16 protein-coding genes are annotated in these 20,626 nt (G+C 71.0%); 15 read left to right on the top strand and 1 reads right to left on the bottom strand.

Annotation, left to right across the window (positions count from 1 at the left end):
* Positions 1–5: 5 nt before the first annotated feature.
* The 10 genes from carB to CRP55_RS31285 all read left to right on the top strand — a co-directional run bounded on the left by carB (position 6) and on the right by CRP55_RS31285 (position 13,179).
* Entirely contained in the window at positions 6–3,320 is a 3,315-nt protein-coding gene (gene carB / locus CRP55_RS31240; RefSeq protein ID WP_097324605.1) for a carbamoyl-phosphate synthase large subunit, read from the top strand.
* Positions 3,317–4,345, top strand: a complete 1,029-nt coding sequence (locus tag CRP55_RS31245) for a quinone-dependent dihydroorotate dehydrogenase (RefSeq protein ID WP_097324609.1) — start codon at positions 3,317–3,319, stop codon at positions 4,343–4,345. Before carB ends, CRP55_RS31245 begins: the two co-directional genes overlap by 4 nt.
* The gene (locus CRP55_RS31250) at positions 4,342–5,697 is read left to right on the top strand and encodes an adenosylmethionine--8-amino-7-oxononanoate transaminase (protein ID WP_097324612.1); all 1,356 of its coding nucleotides are present in this window, start codon (positions 4,342–4,344) and stop codon (positions 5,695–5,697) included. The genes CRP55_RS31245 and CRP55_RS31250 overlap by 4 nt, the downstream gene beginning before the upstream one ends.
* 261 nt (positions 5,698–5,958) lie before the next feature.
* Positions 5,959–6,789: an orotidine-5'-phosphate decarboxylase gene (pyrF, locus tag CRP55_RS31255; protein WP_097324615.1), complete on the top strand. Its 831-nt coding sequence runs from the start codon at positions 5,959–5,961 to the stop codon at positions 6,787–6,789.
* Positions 6,790–6,976: 187 nt separating this feature from the next.
* Entirely contained in the window at positions 6,977–7,294 is a 318-nt protein-coding gene (gene mihF, locus CRP55_RS31260) for an integration host factor, actinobacterial type (RefSeq protein ID WP_020517554.1), read from the top strand.
* A gap of 33 nt (positions 7,295–7,327) precedes the next feature.
* Positions 7,328–7,927 carry a guanylate kinase gene (gene gmk, locus CRP55_RS31265; protein ID WP_097324840.1) on the top strand — a complete coding sequence of 200 codons (600 nt, stop codon included), beginning with the start codon at positions 7,328–7,330 and terminating at the stop codon, positions 7,925–7,927.
* Positions 7,928–7,940: 13 nt separating this feature from the next.
* The gene (rpoZ, locus tag CRP55_RS31270; RefSeq protein WP_015623990.1) at positions 7,941–8,204 is read left to right on the top strand and encodes a DNA-directed RNA polymerase subunit omega; all 264 of its coding nucleotides are present in this window, start codon (positions 7,941–7,943) and stop codon (positions 8,202–8,204) included.
* Positions 8,205–8,263: 59 nt separating this feature from the next.
* Positions 8,264–9,526, top strand: coding sequence for a bifunctional phosphopantothenoylcysteine decarboxylase/phosphopantothenate--cysteine ligase CoaBC (gene coaBC / locus CRP55_RS31275; RefSeq protein WP_097324618.1), 1,263 nt, complete (start codon positions 8,264–8,266; stop codon positions 9,524–9,526).
* Positions 9,527–9,571: 45 nt separating this feature from the next.
* On the top strand, positions 9,572–10,762 hold the full coding sequence (gene metK / locus CRP55_RS31280) for a methionine adenosyltransferase (RefSeq protein ID WP_097324621.1): 1,191 nt from the start codon (positions 9,572–9,574) through the stop codon (positions 10,760–10,762).
* A gap of 1,730 nt (positions 10,763–12,492) precedes the next feature.
* The gene (locus CRP55_RS31285; RefSeq protein WP_143235021.1) at positions 12,493–13,179 is read left to right on the top strand and encodes a hypothetical protein; all 687 of its coding nucleotides are present in this window, start codon (positions 12,493–12,495) and stop codon (positions 13,177–13,179) included.
* Here the strand turns inward: CRP55_RS31285 and CRP55_RS31290 are convergent.
* Positions 13,176–15,347, bottom strand: coding sequence for a primosomal protein N' (locus tag CRP55_RS31290; protein ID WP_097324629.1), 2,172 nt, complete (start codon positions 15,345–15,347; stop codon positions 13,176–13,178). The genes CRP55_RS31285 and CRP55_RS31290 overlap by 4 nt on opposite strands.
* Before the next feature lie 129 nt (positions 15,348–15,476).
* On the opposite strand from CRP55_RS31290, the gene CRP55_RS31295 reads away from it, so the two are divergent.
* The 5 genes from CRP55_RS31295 to CRP55_RS31315 are packed head-to-tail and all read left to right on the top strand — an operon-like array spanning position 15,477 to position 20,497.
* Complete coding sequence (locus tag CRP55_RS31295) at positions 15,477–16,310, top strand: NAD-dependent epimerase/dehydratase family protein (RefSeq protein WP_179855403.1); 834 nt, start codon at positions 15,477–15,479, stop codon at positions 16,308–16,310.
* 14 nt (positions 16,311–16,324) lie between these two features.
* Positions 16,325–17,500, top strand: a complete 1,176-nt coding sequence (locus CRP55_RS31300) for a cytochrome P450 (protein ID WP_097324635.1) — start codon at positions 16,325–16,327, stop codon at positions 17,498–17,500.
* 36 nt (positions 17,501–17,536) lie between these two features.
* Positions 17,537–18,094: a peptide deformylase gene (def, locus tag CRP55_RS31305; RefSeq protein ID WP_097324638.1), complete on the top strand. Its 558-nt coding sequence runs from the start codon at positions 17,537–17,539 to the stop codon at positions 18,092–18,094.
* Between the two features lie 4 nt (positions 18,095–18,098).
* Positions 18,099–19,025: a methionyl-tRNA formyltransferase gene (gene fmt / locus CRP55_RS31310; protein WP_097324641.1), complete on the top strand. Its 927-nt coding sequence runs from the start codon at positions 18,099–18,101 to the stop codon at positions 19,023–19,025.
* Positions 19,022–20,497, top strand: coding sequence for an RsmB/NOP family class I SAM-dependent RNA methyltransferase (locus tag CRP55_RS31315; RefSeq protein ID WP_097324649.1), 1,476 nt, complete (start codon positions 19,022–19,024; stop codon positions 20,495–20,497). The genes fmt and CRP55_RS31315 overlap by 4 nt, the downstream gene beginning before the upstream one ends.
* Positions 20,498–20,626 lie beyond the last annotated feature (129 nt).

Below are 20,626 nucleotides of genomic sequence, written 5' to 3' on the forward strand. Positions count from 1 at the left end.
CCCACATGCCGAAGCGTGAAGATCTCAAGCACGTGATGGTGATCGGCTCCGGCCCGATCGTCATCGGCCAGGCCTGCGAGTTCGACTACTCCGGCACCCAGGCCTGCCGCGTCCTGCGGGCCGAGGGCATCCGGGTCTCGCTGGTCAACTCCAACCCGGCCACGATCATGACCGACCCGGAGTTCGCCGACGCCACGTACGTCGAGCCGATCACCCCCGAGTTCGTCGAGCTGGTCATCGCCAAGGAGCGCCCCGACGCGATCCTGCCCACGCTGGGCGGGCAGACCGCGCTCAACACCGCGATCGCCCTGCACGAGAGCGGCGTCCTGGAGAAGTACGGCGTGGAGCTGATCGGCGCCGACGTCGACGCGATCCGCCGCGGCGAGGACCGCCAGCTGTTCAAGGAGATCGTGGCCAAGGCCGGCGGCGAGACCCCGCGCTCGCGCGTCTGCCACTCGATGGACGAGGTCAAGGCGACCGTTGCCGAGCTCGGCCTGCCGGTCGTCATCCGCCCCTCGTTCACCATGGGCGGCCTCGGCTCGGGCATGGCACACACCGACGAGGACCTCGAGCGCATCGCCGGCTCCGGTCTCGCCGCGTCCCCGGTGCACGAGGTCCTCATCGAGGAGAGCGTGCTCGGCTGGAAGGAGTACGAGCTCGAGCTGATGCGCGACAAGCACGACAACGTCGTGGTCGTCTGCTCGATCGAGAACATCGACCCGATGGGCGTGCACACCGGCGACTCGGTCACCGTGGCGCCGGCCATGACGCTGACCGACCGGGAGTACCAGAACCTGCGCGACCTCGGCATCGCCGTGCTGCGCGAGGTCGGCGTCGACACCGGCGGCTGCAACATCCAGTTCGCGATCAACCCGGACAACGGCCGGCTCGTCGTGATCGAGATGAACCCGCGCGTCTCCCGCTCGTCGGCGCTGGCCTCCAAGGCGACCGGCTTCCCGATCGCCAAGATCGCGGCCAAGCTGGCCATCGGCTACACGCTCGACGAGATCCCGAACGACATCACGCTCAAGACCCCGGCCGCCTTCGAGCCGGCGCTCGACTACGTGGTCGTGAAGATCCCGCGGTTCGCGTTCGAGAAGTTCCCCGGTGCCGACGCCGAGCTGACCACCACGATGAAGTCGGTCGGCGAGGCGATGTCGATCGGCCGCAACTTCGCCGAGGCGCTGAACAAGGCGATGCGGTCGATGGAGACCAAGGCCGCGGGTTTCTGGACGTCGCCCTCTTTTGAGACCGCCGAGGCCGCTCTCGAGGCGATGCGCATTCCGCACGACGGCCGGCTGTACACCGTGGAGGCCGCTCTGCGGCTGGGCGCCACGGTCGAGCAGGTGCACGAGGCCAGCGGGCGTATCGACCCCTGGTTCCTCGACGAGATCAAGGCGCTGGTCGACCTGCGCCGGGAGATCCTCGACGCGCCGGTGCTCGACGAGGAGCTCCTCCGTACGGCCAAGCGCTCGGGAATCTCCGACAAGCAGCTTGCCGCGCTGCGGCCCGAGCTGGCCGGCGAGGACGGCGTCCGCACGCTGCGGCATCGGCTCGGCGTGCGCCCGGTCTACAAGACCGTCGACACGTGTGCGGCCGAGTTCGAGGCGAACACGCCGTACCACTACTCCACGTACGACGAGGAGACCGAGGTCGCGCCCTCCGACCGGCCCAAGGTGCTGATCCTGGGCTCCGGGCCGAACCGCATCGGCCAGGGCATCGAGTTCGACTACTCCTGCGTGCACGCCGTCATGGCCCTGCGCGGGGTCAACTACGAGACCGTCATGGTCAACTGCAACCCGGAGACGGTGTCGACCGACTACGACACGGCCGACCGGCTCTACTTCGAGCCGCTCACCTTCGAGGACGTCCTCGAGGTGTTCCACGCCGAGGACAGCTCGGGCAAGGCCGCCGGCGGCCCCGGCGTGGTCGGCGTGATCGTGCAGCTCGGCGGCCAGACCCCGCTCGGCCTGGCCAACCGGCTCAAGGCGGCCGGCGTGCCGATCGTCGGCACCTCGCCCGAGTCGATCGACCTGGCCGAGGACCGCGGCCTGTTCGGCGCGGTGCTGGCCAAGGCCGGCCTGCGCTCGCCCGACCACGGCACGGCCACCAGCTTCGAGGAGGCCAAGGGGATCGCCGACACGATCGGCTACCCGGTGCTGGTCCGCCCGTCGTACGTCCTCGGCGGCCGCGGCATGGAGATCGTCTACGACGAGCCGACCCTGAAGGGCTACATCGAGCGGGCCACCGAGATCTCGCCCGACCACCCGGTACTGGTCGACCGGTTCCTCGACGACGCGGTCGAGATCGACGTGGACGCGCTCTGCGACGCCGACGGCGAGGTCTACATCGGCGGCGTGATGGAGCACATCGAGGAGGCCGGCATCCACTCCGGCGACTCGTCCTGCTCGCTGCCGCCGATCACCCTGGCCGGCTCGCACCTGGCCGAGGTGCGCCGCTACACCGAGGCGATCGCCCGCGGTGTCGGGGTGCGCGGCCTGCTGAACGTGCAGTACGCGCTCAAGGACGACGTGCTCTACGTGCTCGAGGCCAACCCCCGCGCGTCGCGGACGGTGCCGTTCGTCTCCAAGGCGACAGCGGTGCCGCTGGCCAAGGCGGCGGCCCGGATCATGCTGGGCGCGACGATCGGCGATCTGCGGGCCGAGGGCATCCTGCTGCCGGACAGCGACGGCGGGACGGTCCCGGAGAACGCGCCGATCGCCATCAAGGAGGCGGTGCTGCCGTTCAAGCGGTTCCGCACCCCGGCCGGCAAGGGCGTCGACAGTCTGCTCGGCCCCGAGATGAAGTCGACCGGTGAGGTCATGGGCATCGACGCCGGCTTCGGCCAGGCGTTCGCCAAGAGCCAGGCGGCGGCGTACGGATCGCTGCCCACCGCCGGGAAGATCTTCGTGTCGGTGGCGAACCGGGACAAGCGGGCCATGGTCTTCCCGATCAAGCGGCTGGCCGACCTCGGCTTCACGATCGTCACGACGGCCGGCACCGGCGAGGTGCTGCGCCGCTACGGCGTCGTGTGCGAGATCGTGCCGAAGCACTTCGAGAGCCCCGGCCAGAACGCCATCTCGCTGATCCAGTCCGGCGAGATCGCGATGATCATCAACACCCCGCAGGGCTCCGGCGCTTCGGCCCGCTCCGACGGGTACGAGATCCGCAGCGCGGCGGTCACCGCCGACATCCCGAGCATCACCACGGTGCCGGGCGCGGCGGCCGCGGTCATGGGCATCGAGGCGCTGATGCGCGGCGACATGTCCGTCCGCCCGCTGCAGGAGCTGCACGCCGCGTTGCGCGGCGGCACGGCATGACCCTCTTCGAGTCCACCGTCCGGCCGGTCCTGTTCCGGCTGGGCGGTGGCGACGCCGAGGCGGCGCACGAGTTCACGCTGCACCGGCTGGCTGGGCTGCCGGCGCCGGCGCGGTCACTGATGCGGGCCCGCTACGCGACGAGCGCGCCGGTCGAGGCGTTCGGGGTCCGCTTCCCGAACGCGGTCGGCCTGGCCGCCGGCATGGACAAGAACGGCATCGCGCTGCCGGCCTGGCCGGCCCTCGGGTTCGGCTTCGTCGAGGTCGGCACGGTCACCGCGAAGGCGCAGCCCGGCAACGACAAGCCGCGGCTGTTCCGCCTGCGCGGCAGCGAGGCGATCATCAACCGGATGGGCTTCAACAACGCCGGCGCGGCCGCCCTGGCCACCCGCCTGGCCGCGCTGGGCCCGATCGGGGTGCCGCTGGGCGTCTCGCTCGGCAAGTCGAAGGTGACCCCGCTGGAGGAGGCGGTCGAGGACTACTTGACCTCGCACCGCCTGCTCCACCCGTACGCGGACTACATCGCGGTCAACGTCTCCTCGCCGAACACGCCGGGCCTGCGCAGCCTGCAGGACAAGTCGGCGATCGCCGACCTGCTGAAGGCCCTGGTCGGCCCCAAGCCGGTGCTCGTGAAGATCGCCCCCGACCTGACCGAGCCGGCCATCGCGGAACTCCTCGAGGTCTGCCTGAGCCACGGCGCGGCCGGCGTGATCGCCACGAACACGACGCTGTCCCGCGACGGCCTGGCCCAGTCGGACCAGCCCCGGGCGACGGAGGCGGGCGGCTTGTCCGGCCGCCCCCTGACGGAGAAGGCCCGCAAGGTGGTCCACTTCGTCCACACGGAAACCGGCGGCCGCCTCCCGATCATCGGAGTGGGCGGCATCATGGAGCCGGACGACGCGGCCCGCCTGCTCGACGCGGGCGCCTCACTGGTCCAGCTCTACAGCGGCTTCATCTACCGCGGCCCGGCTTTGGTGCGGGCCGCGGCCAAGGCCGCCGCCAACCACCAGGCGGCCTCGGCGCGATGACCACCCCTCCGCCCCCGGGCAGCACGTCACCTCCGGCCGGCGGGTCGGGGCGGTTGCTCGCGCTGGATCGGGCGCATGTCTGGCATCCGTATGGGCCGATGCCCGGGCGGAGTGAGCCCTATCTGGTCGAGAGCGCTTCGGGCGTGCGGCTGAAGCTCGCCGACGGCCGTGAGCTGGTCGACGGGATGTCGTCGTGGTGGGCGGCGATCCACGGCTATCGGCATCCGGTGCTGGACGAGGCGCTGATCGAGCAGTCGCGGCGGATGAGCCATGTGATGTTCGGCGGGCTCACCCACGAGCCGGCCATCGAGCTCGCGGCCGAACTCGTCGAGCTCGCGCCTCGGGCGGGCGGCTCAGCGTCGTCCGGCTCAGCGTCGTCGGGCGCGCCGGGGTTGGAGCACGTCTTTCTCTGCGACTCGGGGTCGGTCAGCGTCGAGGTCGCCTTCAAGATGGCTCTTCAGGCGCAGCGGGCGCTCGGGCATCCGGGGCGGCGGCGGCTCGCGACCTGGCGGGGTGGCTATCACGGGGACACCTTCCATCCGATGAGCGTGTGTGACCCGGATGGTGGGATGCATTCGCTGTGGAGCGGGGTGCTGCCGGCGCAGGTCTTCGTTGACGCGCCTCCGGTTGAGTTCGACGAGGCGTACGCGGAAAAGCTCGTTGAAATGATTGCGCGGCACTCGGGGGAGATCGCGGCGGTGGTCGTCGAGCCGGTCGTGCAGGGCGCGGGTGGCATGCGGTTTCATGATCCGCGTTACCTGCGCGTGCTGCGGGAGGCGACCGAGGCGTACGGCATCCTTCTGATCTTCGATGAGATCGCCACGGGGTTCGGGCGGACCGGGAAGCTCTTCGCGGCCGAGCACGCCGGGGTCGTGCCCGACATCATGTGTGTCGGGAAGGCGCTCACCGGTGGCTACCTGACGCTCGCGGCGGCGCTGTGCACGACCGCGGTCGCCGAGGCGATCTCGGGCGGCGCGGGCGGGGGGCTCATGCACGGGCCGACCTTCATGGGTAATCCGCTCGCGTGCGCGGTCGCCAGAGCGTCGCTGCGGCTTCTGCGGGACGGGGCCTGGGTAGATCAAGTGCGACTGATCGGAAACGGTCTCAGGGACGGCCTGGAGCCGTTGCGTGGGCGGCCCGGCGTCGCGGACGTCCGGGTCCTGGGCGCCATGGGGGTGGTGCAGCTGGATCATGACGTGGACATGCACGCCGCGACGGCCGCGGCGGTCGCCGAGGGGGTCTGGTTGCGGCCGTTCCGCGACCTCGTCTACACGATGCCGCCGTACGTCACCGGGGCCGAGGACGTCGCCCGGATCGTCGCGGGGGTCGCCGCGGCGGCCACTGTCGGCTGATTTCGGCGCACTGCGGCGCAGAACACACTGAGATTTTTCGACTGCTTTGTCCGGCCGCTGCCCGGCCGGTTGATCCGACCGTTTTGTCCGGCTGAAGGCGTTGAGGCCACGCCGACCGAGCGCCCGTTTTGTCTGGCTCACCCGCGGGGCGCCGGTCCGGTTTGTCCCGGCCGCCTGGCCGCCCGTCAACGCAGGACTCGCATTACCGCATCGGCCGCCCGAGCGCTGGCGGCCACCCGACACGGAAGAGGAATGACAGCGATGGAGACCTTCGGCAAGCGCCTCGTGGAGGCGACCGCCAAGCGCGGCCAGTTGTGCGTCGGCATCGATCCGCACGCCGCCCTGCTGGCCAAGTGGGGCCTGTCCGACGACGTGGCCGGCCTGGAACGCTTCGCCCTAACGGTGGTCGAGGCCCTGGCCGATCGGGTGGCCGTGCTGAAGCCCCAGTCCGCGTTTTTCGAGAGATTTGGGTCACGCGGCATCGGCATTCTTGAGTCAACTATCCGACAGTCCCGGGAGGCCGGAGCCCTCGTTCTGCTCGACGTGAAGCGCGGCGACATCGGTTCGACCATGGCCGCGTACGCCTCCGCTTACCTGGATCCGGCGAGTTCTCTGCGTGCCGACGCGATTACTGTGAGTCCCTATCTCGGATTCGGATCGTTGCAGCCGGCACTCGACGTCGCGGCCGCCAACGGCGGCGGCGTCTTCGTCCTGGGACTGACGTCCAATCCGGAGGGACCGTCCGTCCAGCATGCCGTCGGCGCCGGCGGCAAGACCGTCGCGCAAACGATGATCGACGAGATTTCCCAGCTCAACAAGGGTGCGGAGCCCCTCGGGAGCTTCGGTCTGGTGATCGGCGCGACGATCGGCGAGACCGGTCACGACCTGTCCGCAGTGAACGGTCCACTGCTCGCACCGGGCCTCGGAGCGCAGGGCGCGACCCCCTCCGACCTGCGCCGCGTCTTCGGCGAAAGCCTGCGTAACGTGCTGCCGTCGTACTCACGGGAAGTTCTGACAGCGGGACCATCAGTGGCCGAGCTGCGTCTAGCAGCCGAGCGCGCCACAGACGAGTGCGCAGCTGCGCTCGGGTGAAAAGGTCCCTGCTTACCAGGGACGCGAACAGCGGGCGCGGGGGTACCCCCACGTTGCCGAAAGCGCCGTTGACCGCTAGTTTTCCCGGCGCCGGGGAACCACATGCCCCTTTGGTTACCTGGCACACCACGTTTCACAGAAGCGCCGGTATTGACCTACCGTCGCGATAGGGACCTGAGGAGAACTGGTGCCGCTCCCGTCACTGAGCCCCGAGCAGCGCGCTGCAGCGCTGGAGAAGGCCGCGGAAGTCCGCAAGGCTCGGGCTGAGCTGAAGGAACAGCTCAAGTCCGGCAAGACCACCCTCGCCGCGGTGCTCGACCGCGCGGAGGAGGACGAGGTCGTCGGCAAGCTGAAGGTTTCGGCCGTGCTTCAGGCGCTGCCGGGCATCGGCAAGATCCGCGCGACGCAGATCATGGAGAAGCTCAAGATCGCTGACAGCCGCCGGCTGCGCGGTCTCGGCGACCAGCAGCGCAAGGCCCTCCTGGGGGAGTTCGCTGCGAACTGACTCATGGGCTCGTGTTGAATGAGCCTTGTGAGCATGGATGACGACGCGCGCCCGGCGGCCCGACTCACCGTCCTCTCCGGCCCCAGTGGGGTCGGCAAGGACAGCGTGATCGAGTTGATCCGGGCGCGCTCGCCTTGGATCAAGCTGTCCGTGTCCGTGACGACACGGAAGAAGCGCGACTACGAGACCGACGGCGAGCACTACCACTTCGTGACCCGCCAGGAGTTCCAGCGGCTGATCGATGGCGGTCAGCTGTTGGAGTGGGCCGAGTTCGCCGGCAACCTCTACGGCACGCCGCGGGCGCAGGTCGAGGGCTGGCTGGGCCAGGGCCGCCCGGTCCTGCTGAAGATCGACCTGCAGGGCGCGCGCCAGGTCCGGGCCTCGATGCCCGACGCGCAACTGATCTTCCTGGCCCCGCCGAGCGTCGAGGAGCTGCGCCGCCGCCTGGTCGGCCGGGGCACCGACGACGAGGAGACCATCCGGCGCCGGCTCGCCCACGCGGACGAGGAACTGGAAGCCGAGAAGGAGTTCGACCGCACGGTCGTCAACGACTTCGTCGAGCGCGCGGCGGACGAGCTGGTAGGATTGCTCGGTTCGTCATTTCTGACGCCAGCGCAAGCCCCAGAGCATTAAGGATCTTGAGACTGTGGGAACCATCGCGAACCCCGAAGGCATCACCAACCCGCCGATCGACGAGCTGCTGGACAAGACCTCGTCGAAGTACTCGCTGGTGATCTTCGCGGCCAAGCGCGCCCGTCAGGTCAACGCCTACTACAGCCAGCTCGGTGAGGGCCTCCTCGAGTATGTTGGCCCGCTCGTCGAGACGACCCCGCAGGAGAAGCCGCTCTCGATCGCCATGCGCGAGATCAACGCCGGTCTCCTGACCGCCGAGGCGACCGACAACCCCTGATCGGGTCACGTCACCGAACTTGGCGGCCCCGCGCCGCACGCGATCCCGCGTCCCCGAGAATGGGGCGCGGGATCGATTCGTTTCTGGGGGTCGCGGTGACTGAGGTCGTGCTCGGGGTCGGTGGCGGCATCGCCGCGTACAAGGCGTGCGAGCTGCTCCGGCTGTTCACGGAGTCGGGCCATGGGGTGCGTGTGGTGCCCACGGCGTCGGCGCTGCAGTTCGTGGGGGCGCCCACGTGGGCGGCGCTGTCCGGGCGGCCCGTCGCGACCGAGGTGTGGGACGACGTGCATGAGGTGCCGCACGTGCGGATCGGGCGGGCGGCCGAGCTTGTCGTGGTGGCGCCGGCGACCGCTGATCTGCTGGCCAAGGCGGCGCACGGCATCGCCGACGATTTGCTGACGAACACGCTTCTCACGGCGACATGCCCGATCGTGTACGCGCCGGCCATGCACACCGAGATGTGGGAGAACCCGGCCACGCGGGCCAACGTGGCCACCCTGCGGGCGCGCGGCGCCGTCGTCATCGAGCCGGCGGTCGGGCGGCTGACCGGCAAGGACACCGGCAAGGGGCGCCTGCCGGATCCTTTCGAGATCTTCGAGCTTGCTCAGCGCGTACTCAAACGAGGTCTTGACCTTGATCTGCGAGGTCGTCACGTCGTGGTGACGGCGGGCGGGACGCGTGAGCCGCTCGATCCGGTCCGGTTCCTGGGAAATCGATCTTCCGGCAAGCAGGGGTACGCCCTGGCGAAGGCCGCCGCCGCGCGAGGGGCGCGCACGACGCTGATCGCGGCCAACGTGACGCTGCCCGATCCGGCGGGTGTCGAACTGATCAGGGTGGGTACGACCGAGGAGTTGCGCGCGGCGACCGTGAAGGCGGCGGCCGAGGCGGACGTGATCGTGATGGCGGCGGCGCCGGCGGACTTCCGGCCGGTGACCGTCGCGGCCGAGAAGATCAAAAAGACAGACAGTGGAACGCCGGCGCCGATCGAGCTCACCACCAACCCGGACATCGCGGCGGAACTGGGCGCGGCCAAGCGGGAAGGGCAGGTCCTGGTGGCTTTCGCGGCCGAGACGCACGACGCCCTGGAGAACGCTCGGGCTAAGTTGATCAAGAAACGTGCCGACCTGATCGTCGTTAACGAGGTGGGAGTGGACCGCGTGTTCGGTGCCGACCACAATGAAGTCACGCTGCTGGGGGCTGACGGGAGTACGGCGGTTCACGCCGAACTCCCTAAAGACGATGTGGCCGATATGATTTGGGACCGCGTCGCCGTCCTACTGGATGGGCAGGTGGGCGGCGGTGAGCCAGCCCGGGTGCGGTGACTACACTTCCCGGTTACGTTGTATTCGACAAATCTGAGGAGCACCGTGGCACGCCGCCTGTTCACCTCCGAGTCGGTCACGGAAGGCCACCCGGACAAGATCGCTGACCAGATCAGCGACGGTATTCTCGACGCGCTGCTCCGGCAGGACCCGCGCAGCCGCGTCGCGGTGGAAACGTTGATCACGACCGGCCAGGTGCACGTGGCGGGTGAGGTCACCACCCAGGCCTACGCCGACATCCCGAGCATCGTGCGCGACACCATCCTGCGCATCGGCTACGACTCGTCGAAGAAAGGCTTCGACGGCGCGTCCTGCGGCGTCAGCGTGTCCATCGGCTCCCAGTCGCCCGACATCGCCCAGGGTGTGGACAGCGCCCTCGAGCTGCGCGAGGGCGACAGCGAGCACGTGCTCGACTCCCAGGGCGCCGGCGACCAGGGCATGATGTTCGGCTTCGCCTGCTCCGAGACGCCCGAGCTGATGCCGCTCCCGATCGCGCTGGCGCACCGCCTGGCCCGCCGCCTGTCGAAAGCCCGCAAGGACGGCACGATCCCGTACCTGCGTCCCGACGGCAAGACCCAGGTCACCATCGAGTACGACGGTTTCAAGCCGGTACGCCTCGACACGGTGGTCGTCTCGTCGCAGCACGCGGCCGACATCTCCCTGGAGTCACTGCTCACGCCGGACATCCGCGAGCACGTGATCGCCCCCGAGCTCGAGGGCCTCGGCCTCGACATCGACGGCTACCGCCTGCTGGTCAACCCGACCGGCCGCTTCGAGATCGGCGGCCCGATGGGCGACGCCGGCCTCACCGGCCGGAAGATCATTGTCGACACGTACGGCGGCTACTCGCGCCACGGCGGCGGCGCGTTCTCGGGCAAGGACCCGTCCAAGGTGGACCGCTCGGCGGCCTACGCGATGCGCTGGGTGGCGAAGAACGTGGTGGCGGCCGGCCTGGCCGAGCGCTGCGAGACCCAGGTGGCGTACGCCATCGGCAAGGCCCACCCGGTGTCGCTGTTCGTGGAGACGTTCGGCACGGAGAACGTTCCGGTGGAGCGCATCGAGAAGGCCATCAACGAGGTCTTCGACCTGCGCCCGGCGGCCATCATCCGCGACCTCGACCTGCTGCGGCCGATCTACCAGCAGACGGCGGCGTACGGGCACTTCGGGCGGGAGATCCCGGAGCTGCTCTGGGAGAACACGGACCGTGCCCAGGATCTGAAGAACGCGGCTGCCTGAGGTTTCCGCTCTTGAGCCGGTGCCCCGCGTTTGTGGGGTGCCGGCTTTTGGCTTTCTTGCGCTGGGACGGTTGAGGGCCGGGTGTGGCCGACCCTGACTGGCTGGGGAGCGCTTTATGTCTGGGTCGGCCACACCCGGCCCTCAACCTTGCGTGGTGGTCGGCTGCGGCTGGGTGGGTGGTTACTCGCTGCTTGGTGGTACGACGGGTTGCTGCTCACCTTGCGCGGGATGCGGGAGATGTTCGCTGCCGCGCTGGGGTGCGGCCGGGGGAGCCGGTCGGGCGGGCGGGGCTGAGTGGTGGGTTGATCGGCAATTCCATGCCGGTCACGCGGGTTCGATGGCTGGGGAAGACCTTGCGGGCGTACGGCCTCCCGTGCGCGGGGCGTTCGTCTCGTCGCTCGGGTCTCGCTTGGCCGGGCCTTGTCCTGTCCCTCAGCCGCCTTGGCCTTCGTTCGGGTGCTTGTTGTGGTGGCGCTCGCTATTTGCCCGGCCGCACCCTTCTCGCATTGCCACCATTTCGCCGCCGTTCGGGCCGTCGGCTCGGCCGCGGTGTCGTAACCCGGCCGCTGTTCGGCTCGGCTTGCGCTTTGCCTTCGGTCGGCCGTAGGGCCGCTCCGCTTTACCCCGGCTGGCCGTTGCGCGGCACCGAGTCCGACCTGGCCTCCGTCCGGTGTTCGGTCGGCTCCGGCTCCACCGGCGTTCGGCCTACGGTTCGGCTCTGGGCTTGCCGGCCGCGCCGGTCTTGCGGCGCCCTTGCTCGCCTGCCTTTGCGCTTGCGTGGCTCCCCGATCGGTCGCGCGTGCATCCGGCGGTCGGCCGTCTGCGTCCTGCTTCCTGCGCCCGCGCGATCTGGCTCGGTCGCCGCGTACCACGCCGTCCGCCGTCTGCGCTTCGTCATCCTGCGCCTGCGTGCCCGCGCTGGGTCGCCTGCGCCTTGCCCCTGCGCCCTGACCCCCTGCGCCCGCGCTTCGGCTTCCTGCGCCCGCGCCCAGGCCTTTGCGCGTGCGCCCCGGGCCTCTGCGCCTCGGCTCCTTGCGCCTGCGCCTCGGCTCCTTGCGCCTGCGCCTCGGCTCCTTGCGCCTGCGCCTCGGCCCCCTGTGCCCGGGCTCTGCGCCCGCGCCCTGGGCCTTTGCGCTTGCGCCTCACCCTCAGCCTCTGCGCCCGCGCCTCGGCCCCTTGCGTCCGCGCCTCGGCCCCCTGCGCCCGGGCTCTGCGCCTGCACCCCGGGCCTCCGCGCTTGCGCCTTAGCCCTCTGCGCCTGGGCCCGGGCCCCCTACGCCCGCGCCCGCGCCTCTGCGCCCGCGCCCGCGCCTCGGCCCCCTGCGCTCGGGCCCGCACCTGCGCCTCCGCTCCCTGCGCCCGCGACCCGGCCCCTGCGCCTGCGCCCCGCGCCTCGGCCCCCTGCGCCCGGCCTCTGCGCCCGCGCCCGGCCTCTGCGCCCGCGCCCCGGCCTCTGCGCCCGCGCCCCGGCCCCTGCGCCCGCGCCCCGGCCTCCTCCGCTTGCGTGTTGCGGGCTCGGCGCCCGTGTGAGCCGCTCTCGGGCGCGTGGGGCACTGTCTTGGTTGCTTTCTGCTTTTGGGTGGCCGCCGGGATGCTCACTATCGGTTACGGGAAAGGGGCTTATGGGGGCTTGGGAGGAAAGGGGTTTGGGGTGTGTAAAGGGGGCAGGATGCATTCTGAGCTGGGGAGCGTGTGTTGTTGGGATGATCTTGGCGGTAGTCTCTCGGGGCATGGGTCAAGATCAAACTGGGGGAGCCGTCACGCTGTGGTGTGCGGTGGGGGTTGGGGAGCTCGAGGAGATCGAGGCCGGTGAGTGGCGGGGTCTGCCGGAAGGTGGGGACCGTCGGGTGTTCGCGTTCCGGGAGGCGGCGGAGCGTGTTGCCCGGGAAGAGTTTGTGGGTGAGGGCGGCGCGGGCTTCGTACTGAAGCTTGAGGTTGGCCCGGAGTTCTTCGCGGATGGTGCGGCGCCCGAAGAGATGCGGGTGGACACCGCGGAACTGAACACGCAGCTTGTGGGGGCTGTCGTGGAGGTTCTGGACTTTCGCGGGGCGGTTGATGACAAGGAGTTCGCCGAGGGGGCTGCGCTTCCGGCTGAGTGGCGCGCCTATCTGCAGTCGGACTCGTGGCTTCGGCGGGGGCTGCTGGCGTCGGGGAAGTACGTGTGGCTCTATCCGCCGGCAGAAGGGCGTGCGGTTCTGGCGATCTGGGAGGCCGAGGAGCGGTTTCCGGGGATCGCGCTCATCGGTGGGGATGGTGGGCTCGAGAACTTCGTCTTCGATCTGCGGCAGGACCCGGCTCCGGTTCTGATGGTGAGCAACGCCAGCGAGTCGTGGGATGACGCGATCGTTCAGGCGCCGGATGCGAAGGACTTCGTCAAGCGGCTCGAGGACGGCACCTTCGACTTGGTGGTCGGCTAGAAGAGAGCTGTGGGGTCGACCTCGATGCGTACGGGCTGAGGTGCCTTTTTGGCGCTGCGGACGGCGGCGGCCTCGTGCAGAGCGTGAGCGAGCGGGGCGGCCTTGGAGCGGGGGACCCGCAGGAGCATGCGCTCCTGGTCGTCGGGGGCGGGCACCGGGCCGAGCAGTTCCACGTCGGCGGGTAGACGGGCCGTGTCGAGGAAGTCGTTGACGGCCTCGGTCAGGCCGGTGACGCTGGCCATGCGGGCGGCGGGCGGGAAGCCGAGCTCGCGGCGTTCGGTCAGTTCGCGCGTGGCGAACCAGGCCGGATCCCAGCGGATCAAGGCCTGGACGGTGGCCAGGGAGCCGTCGGCGACGACGATGACGCGGCCGTGCGGCGCCGGCTTGGCCAGGGCGGCGGCGTTGAACCAGCGGCGCATGGTTTCCTCGGCGGCGCGCAGGTCGGAGCGGGTCAGCAGCGCCCACGTGTCGAGCAGGAGCACGGCGCCGTAGCCGCCCTCGGCGACCGGCTCGGCGCCGGGCGTGGAGACGACGACGCTCGCCTCGGCGGGGACGGTGTCGAGGACCTCGTCGCGGCCGGACGTGCGCACTGTCGCGCCGGGAAAGGCACGGCCCAATTCTTCGGCCGTACGCCGGGCGCCGGTCACCGAGGCGCGCAGGCGCCGGCCGCCGCAGGTGGGGCACGCGTACGCGGCGGCGGCCCGGCCGCACCAGCGGCAGGTGGGCACGTCGCGGGCGCCGGAGAGCTCGAGCGAGCCCGAGCAATGTGGACACCGGGCGGGCGTACGGCAATCGGCGCAGGCGATCGACGGCAGATAGCCCCGCCGGGGAACCTGGACCAGCACCGGCGTGCCGGCCTGCAAAGCTTGCCGCGCCGCCTGCCAGGCCAGACTGGGCAGCCGCGCGGTGGCGGCGCCCGGATCCCGCGCCAGCTGCGGATCGTCGCCGGTCGGCTGGATCGCCGGCGCCCGCTGCCGCAGCACATCCCGCCCGGCGCTGATCTCTTTAGCCCAGCCGGTTTCGAGGAGCAATTGCCCTTCGCCCGTACGCGCGAAGCCCGCCACAAGCGCAGCCGACCCCGCCAGCTGGGCCCGCGTCAGAAGCACCTCCCGCGCGTGCGGATAGGGCGCTCGCGGCTCCCCGTGCAGATCGTCCCCGTCGTCCCAGATGACCACGAGCCCGAGCTTGGCCACCGGCGCCCACATGCCCGCCCGCGTGCCCACCACCACCGGCACCTGATGCCGGCTGGCTGCGAGGAACCGCCGGTACCGCTCCGCCGGCCCGAGCGCCGCGTTCAGCGCCACATGCTGTCCAGGCCCCAGCGCCACCCCGAGGGCCCGATCCACCCGTTCGAGATCCCGCGCGTCCGCCACCACGATGACAACCCCGCGCCCACCCCGAACCGTGGCCGCGGCCGCCTCAGCGATCCGGGCCGCCCAGTCCTCACCCGGCAGCGCCCCCCAGACGGCACGCGCATCGCGCCCGTCCGCGAGCGCCCGCAGAAAGGCCGGCCCAGCGACATACGAACCCCAGCCACCAACCTCAACCGCAGTACGCGCCACGTGTTCCTCGTCCGCGCCGCTTCCGGCCGTGCTCTCCTCCCGGCCGACCGCGCTGTCTCCTGCCGCGCCGTCCTCGGTCCTGGCGTCGGTCGTGCCGGGCGATTCAGCTCCGAGGGCCGCGGCCGCGTCGCCGGTGTTCCCGCCAGCGACGGCGAGGTCGGCGACGGCGAGGTGGGCGACGGCGAGGTCGGTGGCGGCGAGGGGGGCTGAGGGCTTGGCGGGCTGTGCCTCCACCCGGGCGTGGCGTGGGGGGACGGCCAGGCGCAGGACGTCGCAGAGGTTGCCGGCGTAGCGGTCGGCTGTGGCTCGGGCCAAGCGGGCGATCTCGGGGTCGAGGACCTGCTCGGGGGAGACGACCTTTTCGAGGTAGGCGAGTTTGCCGCCGTGGGGGGACGTCTCCGCGCGCTCCAGCAGGAAGCCGCTCACCAGCTGGCCGGCGAAGCGGACCTTTACCCGCACGCCGGGCTGGGCGGCCTCGTCGTCGGTGGCGGAGACCAGGTAGTCGAAGGGGCGGTCCAGGTGGGGCAGCGGGACGTCGACGCAGACGCGGGCCACCGGCAGGGTCTCTGCCGGTACTCGGTCTGCTCGCGTGCCCTTGGTCGCCATCGCAGCCATTCTGCCCGGACCCCCTGACATTTCCCGGCGGCGGCCAGGGGATTCGGATCACACATCCGATCGGATAAAAAATCCGATGCAATGCTACGGTCGAGGCCGGATCTACGAACGGAGCTGGTCATGGACGTGTTTCTCACCGGAGGCAGCGGCTATCTCGGCGGTGTGGTGCTGGAGCGCCTGATCGAGGCGGGGCACCGGGTCGAGGCGCTCGCGCGGTCGGAGCGGGCGGCCGAACGGGTCGCCGAGCTGGGCGCGGAGCCGGTCCGTGGCGACCTGAGCGAGACCGGCGTGCTGGGGAAAGCAGCCGATCGGGCCGCCGCCGTGATCCACACCGCAGTCGACTACGTGGACCCGAACATGGCCGACATCGAGGCGGTCGCCCTGAACGCCATGCTCGCCGGCCGGCCTTTCATCTACACCAGCACCGGCCTCGTCTACGGCGAAGGGCAGCGGAGTGAGGACGACCCGGTCGGCGTGAGCACCGCCGCGCAGCCGCACAAGGTGCTGGGGGAGCGGACCGTGCTCGCGGCCGGTGGCACGGTGCTGCGGGTCCCGCTCATTCACGGGCGCGGAGGATCGGCGCTCATTCAAGGGCTGATGGGCTTCGGCCGTACGCGGGAAACCGTGCCTTTCATCGGCGACGGCAAGCAGATGTGGTCGGCGGTGCACGTGGACGATCTGGCCGATCTGTTCGTGCTGGCGCTGGAGAAGCCGCAACCCGGCCGGATCTTCAACGCCGCTTCGGGCGACACGTTCGAGATGGGGCAGCTCGTGCGGCTGATCGCCGAGCGCACCGGCGCGGCCGCGGTGTCGCTCAGCCCGGAGCAGGCGCGGGGGCAGCTGGGTGTGCTGGCGCGCAGCGGTGGCATGGACGCGACGCGGGCGCGGGAGACGTTCGGGTGGGCGCCGAGCCGGTCGTCGCTGCTCGATGATGTCCGTGGGGAGTCGTATTAGCGAGAATGTCCACCATGGATGCCGCTGAAGCTGTGAAGACCCTGCTGTCGCCGAGCGCCACCCACGACCCGGTGCCCGCCTACGCCGCGCTGCGGAAGTACGGGCCGGTGCTGCCGGTGGCCGACGGGTACTACTTCGTCTCCGGCTACGCGGCGGTGGACGGCATTCTGCGGGACGCGGCCATGGAGACGTACGACATCAAGCGTCTCGACAGCCGCTGGGACGACTGGCGTGACAACAAGGCGCTCGAGTTGTTCGCCGACTCGATGTTGCGGTCCAACCCGCCGGATCACACCCGGATGCGCCGGCTCGCCGCGGGGGTCTTCACCGCGCGGCGGGTCGGCACGCTCCGCGCGGTCATCGAGGAGCAGGTCGCCGAGGCGCTGGACGGGCTCGACGGCACGGCCGATCTGATGTCGGAGCTGTGCTATCCGCTGCCGATCGGGGTGATCACCGCCCTGCTCGGGGTGCCGGCCGAGGACCGCGGGCAGTTCCGGCGGCTGGCCGAGGCGCTCACCGCCGTGCTCGAGGTGCGGTGGACCCCGGAGGACGAGGCGAAAGCGCACGAGGCGGCGGTCGAGCTGGAGGACTACTTCATCCACCTCGTCGCTCAGAAGCAGCGGGAGCCCGGCGACGATCTGACCACCGCGCTGGCCAAGGGCGGCGAGCTGTCCGGGCGGGAGCTTCTCGGCAACCTGATGCTGCTGCTCGTGGCCGGCTTCGAGACCACCACCAACCTGCTCGGCAACGGCATCGTGCTCCTACTTGATCATGGAGCAACCCCGCCGCAAAGCTGTGTCGAGGAGATCCTCCGCTTCGACTCCCCGGTTCAACTGACCGAGCGCTACGCCACCCATGCCGTACAAATCGGAAATGTCCAAATCGAGGAAGGCGCCGAGCTCGTCCTCCTGCTCGGAGCGGCCAATCGTGACCCCGAGCGGTTCGAAAAGGCTGACGAATTCTGGCCGGAACGACCCAACAACACCCCACTGTCGTTCGGCGCGGGAGCCCACTACTGCCTCGGCGCACCCCTGGCGAGGCTCGAAGCGCAGATCGCCCTGCCCGCTCTCTTCCGCCGCTTCCCCGAGCTGCGCCTGACCGGGAAACCGGTGCGGCGACCGCGGATGAACCTGCGCGGCTGGGACGCCCTGCCGGTGACGCTCGGCACGCCGGAGCACTCCGTAGACTAGTTGGGTGCCAGCCCACGATGTCAGGAGCCTTGTCGCGTGACAGTCCAGCCCATCCGTCTGTTCGGCGACCCGGTGCTCCGGTCGCCGGCCGATCCCGTCGTCGACTTCGACAAGGAACTGCGCAAGCTGGTCAAGGATCTCACCGAGACCATGCAGGACGAGGGCGGCGCCGGTCTGGCCGCCCCGCAGCTCGGCGTCGGCCTGCGGGTGTTCGCCTTCGACGTGGATGACGTGGTCGGGCACATCGTCAACCCGGTGCTGTCGTTCCCGGACGACGAGGAGCAGGACGGTCCCGAGGGCTGCCTGAGCATCCCGGGCGTCTACATCGACACCAAGCGCCGCCAGCATGTGGTCGCCTCCGGCTTCAACCAGCACGGCGACCCCATCCAGCTGGTCGGCGACGGCCTGATGGCCCGCTGCGTGCAGCACGAGACCGACCACCTCGACGGTGTCCTGTTCATCGACCGGCTCGACGCCGCCGCCCGCAAGGACGCGATGAAGCAGATCAGGTCGGCCGAGTGGTACGACGCCGGCAAGCCGCCCATGATCAAAGAGAGCCCGCACGGCCGGGGCATCTTCGGCCTGGGGCGGTGACCGGGTGCGCCTGATCTTCGCCGGCACGCCGGCCGTCACCCTGCCCAGCCTCGACGCCATCGCCGCGTCCGGTCACGAGCTGCTGGCCGTGGTCACCCGCCCCGACGCGCCGGCCGGGCGCGGGCGGCGCCTGGTCCGCTCGCCCGCCGGCGCCTGGGCCGACGAGCGCGGCATCGAGGTGCTCACCCCGGCCAAGCCGCGCGAGCCCGAGTTCCAGGAGCGGCTGCGCCGGCTCGCGCCCGACTGCGTCCCGGTGGTGGCCTACGGCGCTCTGGTGCCGCCGAGCGCCCTCGAGATCCCCAAGCACGGCTGGGTCAACCTGCACTTCTCGCTGCTGCCCGCCTGGCGCGGCGCCGCGCCCGTGCAACACGCCGTGCTGCACGGTGACGAGGTGACCGGGGCCAGCGTCTTCGAGCTCGAGGCCGGTCTCGACACCGGCCCGGTCTACGGCACGCTGACCGAGGACATCCGCCCCACCGACACTTCCGGCGACCTGCTCGAGCGGCTCGCCACCGAGGGCGCGGGGCTGCTCGTGGCCGTGCTCGACGCGATCGAGTCCGGCGCCGCCCGGGCCCACCCGCAGCCGGCCGACGGTGTGACCATCGCGCCGAAACTGACCGTGGACGACGCGCGCGTCCGCTGGGACGACCCGGCGTTCGCCGTCGACCGCCGCATCCGGGCGTGCACACCCGCTCCGGGCGCGTGGACGACGCTGCGCGACGACCGGCTCAAGCTGGGTCCGGTGCGCCCGGTGGCCAACGCGCCACAGCTCGCGCCGGGTGATCTGCTCGTCGAGCGCACCCAGGTGCTCGTGGGCACGGCGACCACACCGGTGGCGCTGGGAGAGGTACGGGCCGCCGGCAAGAAGCCGATGCCGGCCACCGACTGGGCACGAGGGCTGCGCATCCAGCCGGGGGAGAAGCTTCAGTGACCGACCACAGGGCCAGCAGGCCGCACGGTTCCGGACGTCCGCGCCGCGGCGGCGAGGGGCCGGGCTACGACCGTGACTCCCGTTCCGGCCGGGCGCCACGGGCCGGCCGCCCGCCGTCCGACCCGGCCCGCCAGGCCGCGTACGAGGCCATTGCGGCCGTGCACCGCGACGACGCCTACGCCAACCTCGTCCTTTCCGAGATCCTGCGGGACATGGGGCTGGACGGGCGCGACGCGGCGTTCGCGACCGAGCTGACCTACGGCACGCTGCGCACGCTGGGCACGCTCGACCTGATCATCGCCTCGGCCGCCGGCCGGGAGGTGTCGCGCATCGACCCGCCGGCCCGCGACGCGCTGCGGCTCGGCGCCTACCAGCTGCTGCACACCCGGGTCCCGGCGCACGCCGCGGTCAACCAGACCGTCGACCTGGTGCGCTCGGTCGCGCCCGGCGCGGCCGGTTTCGCCAACGCGGTGATGCGCACGATCTCCGAGACGCCGCTGGAGGCGTGGCTGGAGCGGCTCGCCCCGTCGTTTGAGGAAGACCCGATCGGCAACCTGTCGGTGCTGCACAACCACCCGCAGTGGATCGTCCGGGCCTTCGACGAGGCGCTCGGCGGCGACCTGGCCGACACGACCCGCCTGCTGATCGAGGACAACCAGCCACCGGTCGTGCACCTGTGCGCCCGTCCCGGCCGGGCCGACGCGATCGAGCTGGCCGACGAGGTCGGCGGCGTCCCGGCCGCGTTCTCGCCGTACGCGGTCTACCTCAACGGCGGTTCCCCGCGCGAGCTGGCGGCCATCCGCGAGGGCCGCGCCCACGTGCAGGACGAGGGCTCCCAGCTGGTGGCGGCGGCGCTGCTGGCCGCGCCGGTCGAGGGCCGCGACACCCGCTGGCTCGACCTGTGCGCGGGCCCCGGCGGCAAGACGGGCCTGATCGGCGCGATCGCGTCGGCCCGGGGCGCCGAGGTGACGGCGGTCGAGGTGGCCGAACACCGCGCCCGCCTGGTGGAAAAGGCGACGGAGGGCATGCCGGTGACGGTCCTGCCGATGGACGGCCGTTCGGTGGGCCGCGACCCCGACCTGCCCGAGGAGTCCTTCGACCGGGTGCTGGTCGACGCGCCGTGCACGGGCCTGGGTTCTCTGCGCCGCCGCCCCGAGTCCCGTTGGCGCCGCCAGCCCGCCGACCTGCCGCCGCTGACCAAGCTGCAGCGAGAGCTCCTGGTGGCGGCCCTGCGAGCCGTCCGCCCCGGCGGCGTCGTGGCCTACGTGACCTGCTCCCCCCACATGGTCGAGACGCAGGTGACGGTCACCGAGGGCGCCCGCCGCAGCGGCGTCGAGGTCGATTTCGTCGACGCCCGCCCCCTGCTCCCGCCCGGCATGCCCGGCCTCGGCGCCGGCCCGACCGTCCAGCTCTGGCCCCACAAACACGGCACCGACGCCATGTTCCTGGCCGTCCTCCGCCGCACGGCCTGACCTCCCCTCCTCTCTCCAAGATCAACACCGCGACCTGGATACGCCTTCTCCGGCCACCAGACGGCGAGAGCGCTGTCTGAGCCACTTCCCGGGGCGCCTCGCGGCCTCTCTGCAACGAGAGGCCGCAGG

The sequence above is a fragment of the Paractinoplanes atraurantiacus genome (genome assembly GCF_900215205.1).
In the GTDB taxonomy this organism is placed as follows: domain Bacteria; phylum Actinomycetota; class Actinomycetes; order Mycobacteriales; family Micromonosporaceae; genus Actinoplanes; species Actinoplanes atraurantiacus.

Bases quoted from the DNA above. Each gene is read 5' to 3' on its own strand.
- carB (WP_097324605.1), top strand. From the start codon at position 6: ATGCCGAAGCGTGAAGATCTCAAGCACGTGATGGTGATCGGCTCCGGC.
- CRP55_RS31245 (WP_097324609.1), top strand. From the start codon at position 3,317: ATGACCCTCTTCGAGTCCACCGTCCGGCCGGTCCTGTTCCGGCTGGGC.
- CRP55_RS31250 (WP_097324612.1), top strand. From the start codon at position 4,342: ATGACCACCCCTCCGCCCCCGGGCAGCACGTCACCTCCGGCCGGCGGG.
- pyrF (WP_097324615.1), top strand. From the start codon at position 5,959: ATGGAGACCTTCGGCAAGCGCCTCGTGGAGGCGACCGCCAAGCGCGGC.
- gmk (WP_097324840.1), top strand. From the start codon at position 7,328: ATGGATGACGACGCGCGCCCGGCGGCCCGACTCACCGTCCTCTCCGGC.
- coaBC (WP_097324618.1), top strand. From the start codon at position 8,264: ATGGGGCGCGGGATCGATTCGTTTCTGGGGGTCGCGGTGACTGAGGTC.
- CRP55_RS31285 (WP_143235021.1), top strand. From the start codon at position 12,493: ATGGGTCAAGATCAAACTGGGGGAGCCGTCACGCTGTGGTGTGCGGTG.
- CRP55_RS31290 (WP_097324629.1), bottom strand. From the start codon at position 15,347: ATGGCGACCAAGGGCACGCGAGCAGACCGAGTACCGGCAGAGACCCTG.
- CRP55_RS31295 (WP_179855403.1), top strand. From the start codon at position 15,477: ATGGACGTGTTTCTCACCGGAGGCAGCGGCTATCTCGGCGGTGTGGTG.
- CRP55_RS31300 (WP_097324635.1), top strand. From the start codon at position 16,325: ATGGATGCCGCTGAAGCTGTGAAGACCCTGCTGTCGCCGAGCGCCACC.